The organism is Pseudarthrobacter sp. J1738 (assembly GCF_050490315.1).
Classification (GTDB): domain Bacteria; phylum Actinomycetota; class Actinomycetes; order Actinomycetales; family Micrococcaceae; genus JBNPEO01.
Map to the genome: position 1 here is coordinate 1 of NZ_JBNPEO010000021.1, position 6,069 is coordinate 6,069.

The window sequence follows — 6,069 nt, forward strand, 5'->3', positions numbered from 1 at the left end:
GGGCTCTCCGTGGTTCGTGGTGAAACGGGTTCCGTGTCTTGAAAGCTGAAGGGCTCGTAGCCCTGCTGTGATGGATGTTCTCTACGCATTCATCAAGAGTCAGGAGCTACGAGCCTTGATCGAGCCTACTTCCCCGCGCCCCGATGCTGCCACCGCCATTTTCAACCTGCCCGACTACCGCGTCACAGACACTGAGATCCTCACTTTCGGGCAGCGACGGGTCAGCGTTGAAGCCACTGCCGAGTCCGGCTGCCCATCCTGTGGTGTGATCAGCACCCGCGTGCATTCCCGCCGCCCACAACGTCTGCGCGACATCCCTGTCGCCGGCCCAGTCGAAGTGATCTGGGCCAAGCGGAGATTCTTCTGCGATGAGTACCTTTGCCCGCGGCGGACATTCGCCGAGGAGACCGCCCAGGTCCCGCGCCGCGCTCGGTCCACCCGCCGGCTCCGCGATGCCCTCGTGGCCGCCGTCATTGGATCCGGAAGGGCCGCCGCGGAAGCGGCCTCCTCGTTCGGTGTCTCATGGTGGCTGGTCCAGCGGGCTCTGGATTCCGCGGCGCTGACCCTGCCTGATGTTGATGCCCTGGCACCCCGGATGCTCGGCATCGATGAACACCGCTACCGTTCCGTGCGGTTCTTCCGCGACCCTTCCACCAAGGCCTGGAAACGCTACGAACCCTGGATGACGACCATTGTTGATCTGGACACCGGCCAGGTGCTCGGGATCGTGGACGGCCGCGACAGTGAGGGCGTCGGAGAATGGCTGTTCGCCCGCCCGCTTCAGTGGCGTCTGGGCGTGCAGGTCGTCGCGATCGACCCTTCCGCCGCGTTCCGCAAGGCCCTGCGGATGTGGCTCCCTCGCACCGCGGTCTCGGTCGATGCGTTCCACCTCGTCAAGCTCGGCAACGACATGCTCACCGAGGTCCGGCAACGTCTCACCCAGCAGGTCCATGGCCGGCGGGGACGTTCCATCGACCCGGTCTGGGCCAACCGGCGCCTGCTCCTGCGCGCCGGGGAATCACTCTCTGACCGGGCCCGGAACAGGCTCAGCACCGTGTTCGCAACCGACGACGCCACCGGAAAATTGCAGGCCGCATGGCTGGTCAAAGAGCAGCTCCGGACGCTGCTCGCCACCGGATCCCTTGCCGACGCGGCCGCCGCGAAAGAGCGCCTGCAGGCCCTGGTCGAACGCGCCGCTCAGCCGGAAACGAACCGGCTCTGGCGCACGGTCTGCCGGTGGTGGCAAGAGATTGAAGTCCTCATTGTCACCGGCGCGACAACGGCGAAAGTGGAAGCTAACAACACCGCGATCAAGCACATAAAAAGGACAGGCCGCGGATTCACCAACGCACGCAACTACAAAACGCGTATTCTGTTGCGCAGTGCCGCCAGAACAGCGGCATGAACATTCACCACGGCAGAACATTCACCACGAACCGTGAAGAGCCGCTTAACGGAGAGAATGTCACTCGCTGCGGCTTTAGCTTTTTTATCAGCGCGTTTTTCGAGGATGGATTTTCCGGTTTTTTTGGCACCAGATCCTGCAGGTATATTTTTAGACATTTTTTAGAAACCTTTCTAAGTTATACCTCGGACCATACCCGGTTTATTTAATTTAGCTAGTCCTCATTTATTTTTGCGCCGCCGGGGCATCATCTACGCGGACTTTTGTACCACGAGCAAAGTCACGAACTTGCTCGTCATTCCAGATTTGGGCTGGCACTGCACCGCCCAGGAGTTGGCGCCGCAGCTTGGCACCGTCCTCTATGGGGCGGTCACTTCCCGCGAAAATGATGTTGCCGTAACGCCGGCCTTTGAGCATGGGCGGGTCTGCGATGAGCGCCGTGTGTGGGAAAACGCTCGCGATGGTTGCTGCTTCTTGGCGAGCATTTTTCAGGTCCGGCGCGTCGCCGCTATTGACCACGTAGAGGCCGCCTGGCGCCAAGACGCGTGCTGCGTGTTCGGCAAATTCCCGGGTGGTGAGCGGGTACGGTGTGAAAGCGCCAGCGAAAACGTCCCTAATTATCAGGTCCCGGGAGTCGTCGGTGAGGGTCTCGGTGACCTCGCGCGCCTCGCCCACGCGAATGCGCAGCAGCGGGGCCTTGGGCAGCTTAAACCAGTCACGGACATAGTTGGCCAGTTTGCCGTCCAACTCCACCACCACTTGGCGCGCGTCTGGGTACGCGGAGTGGAAATAGCGTGCCAACGAGCATGCTCCACCACCCAAATGGAGGGCCCTCAATCGGGCGCCGGGCGTTTGCGGAAATTGCTGGTGAACCAGGTCAGCGATCCAGCGCATGTACTCAAAACTGAGCTGGAGCGGGTCCGCGAGGTCAATGTGCGAGCTTTGCACCCCATTGATTTTCAAGAGCCACCCGTTGGGGTTGTCGTCATCGGGAACAAGTTCGCAGTCGCCAGTATCCACGTAGTAAACACCAGCAACCGGGCCGTTTTGCGCCACACCTTGGGTCTCAATCACGCCCGCCGATTCGTTGACCCGCAACCGCCCGCGGCGCTCACCGCGCGCCATTACTTAGCACCCCGAACAAGACGAATTTCGGGAAGACTGCGCCATTCAACGGGCAGCACCTGTTTGGTTCCGTCCGGCGCAAAACCGTGCTTGGTATAGAACGCCATGGCCCGTGGGTTGTCCTCGAGGACCCACAAGTACGCGGGCTCGTCCCCAATTGCTGCGTTGAGAAGTTGGGCGCCAAGACCCGTCCCGTAGGCGCTAGCGAGAGTGTAGATGGAATAGAGCTCCAGCTCCCCTGGCCTATCTGCGTCACGCCCCGGACCTGCATCGGCAAAACCCACAATTTCGCCGTCCGTGTTGCGGGCGATGATGCGCGGATCATCTAAGCCCGGCAGGGAGCGGCCGTGACCAGTGTGGTAGTTGGCGAGGCCCGCAAGGTGCTCCCGGCGTCGTTCAATCCGCTGCGGGAGTGAAGCGCGACGTTCGGCGAAAAACTCGGGCGGGAGCAGGTGGGCGTAGCACTCTTCGTGGGCCGCGGTGTGCATGGTCACGAGTTCGTCGGCATCGGCAGCGACGGCCTGGTGCAGCGTAAATTCCATGGCGTTAGTCAACCACGGGCAGGCTGCTTTTTCACGCGCCTCAGGTGACGAGTGCCAGTGCGAACCCGTCCCAACCTTTGGAGCCCACGGTTTGGATAACGGTGGCATCGAGCCGCGGGTCCGAGCCCAAGAGCTCCAGTGCGCTTCTAATTCCCGGGGCGTTGACCGAGTCCAAACTGGTGTCCAGCGGCGCGCCCTCCCACACCACGTTATCGAGCACAATGGCGGTGCCGGGGCGGCCGAGTTTGATGGCCCAGTCCAGGTAGCGGCTGTTGTTTTGTTTGTCAGCATCAATGAACACAAAGTCGAACGGTTCGCCGCCTTCGAGTGCCGGCAGCGAATTCAGCGCCACGCCAACCCTGATTTCCACCCGGTCCCCCAATTCGGCGTTGTCAAGGTTTTTGCGTGCGACGGCGGCATGGTCCGGCGAGTATTCCAACGTCACCAGGGTGCCGTCTTGCGGCAGCCCGCGGGCCATCCAAATGGTGCTAAATCCGGCGAGGGTGCCGATCTCCAGGACCCGCCGGGCGCCGGACATGCGGACGAGTAACTGCAGTAACTTCCCTGCCGTGGGCGCTACCTCTATGGCGGGCATCCCGGCGTCGAGCGCTGACCGCACGGCTTGCTTCAGCGCGGCGTCGGGCTTCACCACCACTTCTGAGAGGAAGTCCTCCATCGCCACCCATGCGGGCTGGGACCGGTGTTCAAATCTGCGACGCTCAGGCATAGTGCCAGTCTGGCACTGGAGCCCGTGGGGCGAAAGAGGCTATTGCTGCTTGTTGGCGTTTTTGGAATCGTCGATCGCTGCCTCGAGGCGTTCAATCTTTGCGTCTAGTTCACCCGAATAGCCGGGGCGGATGTCCGCCTTGATCACCAAGGAAACACGCGAACCGAAGGGGGCAACGGCCTCGGTGGCCGCCTTGACTACGGCGAAAACCTCGTCCCATTCGCCCTCGATCTCGGTGAACATGCTGGTGGTTCGGTTAGGCAGGCCGGACTCGCGGACTACCTTGACGGCGGCGGCCACGGCGTCGTGGACCGAGGCGTCGGCGGACTCGGTGCGGGCGGAATCTTGGGGTGAGCCGGAGGGGGCTACGGAGAAGGCAAGCAACATGGTTTTAGTCTTGCACGGCTGGGTGGGGGTTGTGGATCTGATGGGCCCGAGAGCGAGGGCCACGTGGCGCAAATGTCGCCCGGCTTTGGCCGCCTACGCGAGGGCCTCAAAGAGCATCCGACCCTCGGTTGTCAGGAAAATTCTCCCAGATGACCAATGGGAGGAAGGGCAGTCGGGGTCTTTCCGCTGGCCAAGATCCGAAGGACGTCATGGGCGGCAATACGGTTCTCGTCTTCGAGCTGCGTCCAGGCCTGGTGGGTAGGTGCCTCAAGCGCCCGGTATAGCGCGGCGAACCGTTGACGATCACTGCCACCAAGTTCAGCAACGATTGCGTATGGGTCCTGGATACAAGCGCACAGAACGGCCGCGTCTTCAAGATGCCTACCCTTATCCCTGGAATCGGTCATGTAGGCAGCACCTTTGAGGACGAGGGCACCATGAAGGTTGGGGACGCTGAGTTTCATTGTTTCTCCCGGGGCCGAAGTGAGCAGCGCATTTACGGTGCGTCGAAGCGCTTGGGTGCCACCCTCGATTTGGAACGGCTCCCTGCCAGCAATTTTGGTGACCATAAGTCCGCCAACTAGGGTCCATTGTTCTGACCGGATTGCTGCTGCCAACTCGAAACACTGCGGCCAAGGAGATGGCCATCCACCGACTGGCATAGCGACGTTCAAAACTTCTCGCTCAGACATTACGGCCAGCTTTCCATTGTTCGAGGATCCTTGCGAGCATGTGTTCACCGGCGGCCCGCTCCCTGGAATTCGAGGACTCCATCAAGTCAACGGCTACGACAACATCCGGGGTGCGGGGAGTTTTGAGGTTGTGCTTCTCGCCGACAATTCGCAAGACGACCTTTCCTTTAGGGTCTTCAACAAGCGATAACCCATCGACGATCAGCGGTGCCGTGTTCTTGTCTAGATAGCCCTCCAGGACGTCGGTGCGTACTTCTGCGAGACCGAAGCGCTCCGCCAGTTCTCCATTTTTGAGCGCGGTAGTTCCTGTGGGGAGGACATAGTCCGCTGCACGTACAACACCGGCCGGCGCCAGACGGTAACGCTTGACCTCGTCCTTGGTGGAGACCGCCGCAGCCAGTTCCGTGGGCGCCATGGTCATGAGTCGTTTCTTGAGGCGGAATCGAGCAGTCGCGTCGATCCAGCGTGGTGTTCCGCCGGTGATGAGGTCCAGGGCAGCCCATGCCGTTTCTGCATTCCAGCTTCGACCGCTCAGTTTGCGCCTGTTGCTATGACGCAGGACAGACGCTCGGTCAACCAAGAGGGCCCGGCCAGCAGTCCCGGCGGGTAGAAGGGTCCCGTCCTTTAAAAGTTTGCGGACCATGGGGCGGGTGACGCCAAGCAACTCCCCAGCTTCTTCAGTGGTCATCCAATCTTCGACCATGACTAAATGGTATCCCTTGGGTAATCATTATGCATAGGTGTAATGGTTTCTCTAGGAATTCCATTACGTCAGTCAAGGCAGCGAAATGATGCCTACCTTCGACGATTCACCACGGCGGTGGCCTTGGCATGTGACCCTCTTCATCCGCGCACATGGACTGTATGACCGCCCAGCTAAGCATCGGCGTCTTGATCCGCGCCCTCGGGACTGAGGTGTGTCAAGGATCCGGGACAGTTCGTTAGTTTCTTTTTGGTTAGGCAGCAGCGGGTAGCTGCTGGTTTTGGGTCATGAATTTGGCCATGGCCGCAGCTGGTGGCAAGCCGTCATTGTGGGTGTGGGGTCTGTGCCGATTGTAGAAGACCTCGATGTAACGCATCGTTGCCCGCCGTGCGTCTTGCCGGGTGGGGAAGCTGTAGTGGTGGTAGAACTCGTTCTTCAGTGACGAAAAGACAGACTCGGCCACGGAATTGTCCCAGCACACTCCTTTG

At 60.8% G+C, this 6,069-nt stretch carries 7 protein-coding genes and 1 pseudogene; 1 reads left to right on the forward strand and 7 read right to left on the reverse strand.

The window, feature by feature from the left end:
* Positions 1-115: 115 nt before the first annotated feature.
* Complete coding sequence (locus ACQR35_RS14640) at positions 116-1,405, forward strand: ISL3 family transposase (protein WP_430268232.1); 1,290 nt, start codon at positions 116-118, stop codon at positions 1,403-1,405.
* Between the two features lie 225 nt (positions 1,406-1,630).
* On the opposite strand, the gene ACQR35_RS14645 is transcribed toward ACQR35_RS14640, so the two are convergent.
* From ACQR35_RS14645 to ACQR35_RS14675, 7 genes and pseudogenes are all read right to left on the reverse strand, one after another.
* Positions 1,631-2,530 (reverse strand): spermidine synthase, encoded by a 900-nt coding sequence (locus ACQR35_RS14645; RefSeq protein ID WP_430270468.1) that lies wholly within the window; start codon positions 2,528-2,530, stop codon positions 1,631-1,633.
* Positions 2,530-3,072, reverse strand: coding sequence for an N-acetyltransferase family protein (locus ACQR35_RS14650; protein ID WP_430270469.1), 543 nt, complete (start codon positions 3,070-3,072; stop codon positions 2,530-2,532). The genes ACQR35_RS14645 and ACQR35_RS14650 overlap by 1 nt, the downstream gene beginning before the upstream one ends.
* 40 nt (positions 3,073-3,112) lie before the next feature.
* Positions 3,113-3,799, reverse strand: coding sequence for an O-methyltransferase (locus tag ACQR35_RS14655; RefSeq protein WP_430270470.1), 687 nt, complete (start codon positions 3,797-3,799; stop codon positions 3,113-3,115).
* Between the two features lie 39 nt (positions 3,800-3,838).
* Positions 3,839-4,186 carry a thiamine-binding protein gene (locus ACQR35_RS14660; RefSeq protein WP_430267302.1) on the reverse strand — a complete coding sequence of 116 codons (348 nt, stop codon included), beginning with the start codon at positions 4,184-4,186 and terminating at the stop codon, positions 3,839-3,841.
* 131 nt (positions 4,187-4,317) lie between these two features.
* Complete coding sequence (locus ACQR35_RS14665; protein WP_430270471.1) at positions 4,318-4,803, reverse strand: hypothetical protein; 486 nt, start codon at positions 4,801-4,803, stop codon at positions 4,318-4,320.
* Between the two features lie 67 nt (positions 4,804-4,870).
* Complete coding sequence (locus ACQR35_RS14670; RefSeq protein WP_430270472.1) at positions 4,871-5,581, reverse strand: helix-turn-helix domain-containing protein; 711 nt, start codon at positions 5,579-5,581, stop codon at positions 4,871-4,873.
* Positions 5,582-5,912: 331 nt separating this feature from the next.
* Positions 5,913-6,069: pseudogene (locus ACQR35_RS14675) on the reverse strand (integrase core domain-containing protein); the annotation flags it as partial.

Bases quoted from the DNA above. Each gene is read 5' to 3' on its own strand.
- ACQR35_RS14645 (WP_430270468.1), bottom strand. From the start codon at position 2,530: ATGGCGCGCGGTGAGCGCCGCGGGCGGTTGCGGGTCAACGAATCGGCG.
- ACQR35_RS14650 (WP_430270469.1), bottom strand. From the start codon at position 3,072: ATGGAATTTACGCTGCACCAGGCCGTCGCTGCCGATGCCGACGAACTC.
- ACQR35_RS14655 (WP_430270470.1), bottom strand. From the start codon at position 3,799: ATGCCTGAGCGTCGCAGATTTGAACACCGGTCCCAGCCCGCATGGGTG.
- ACQR35_RS14660 (WP_430267302.1), bottom strand. From the start codon at position 4,186: ATGTTGCTTGCCTTCTCCGTAGCCCCCTCCGGCTCACCCCAAGATTCC.
- ACQR35_RS14670 (WP_430270472.1), bottom strand. From the start codon at position 5,581: ATGGTCGAAGATTGGATGACCACTGAAGAAGCTGGGGAGTTGCTTGGC.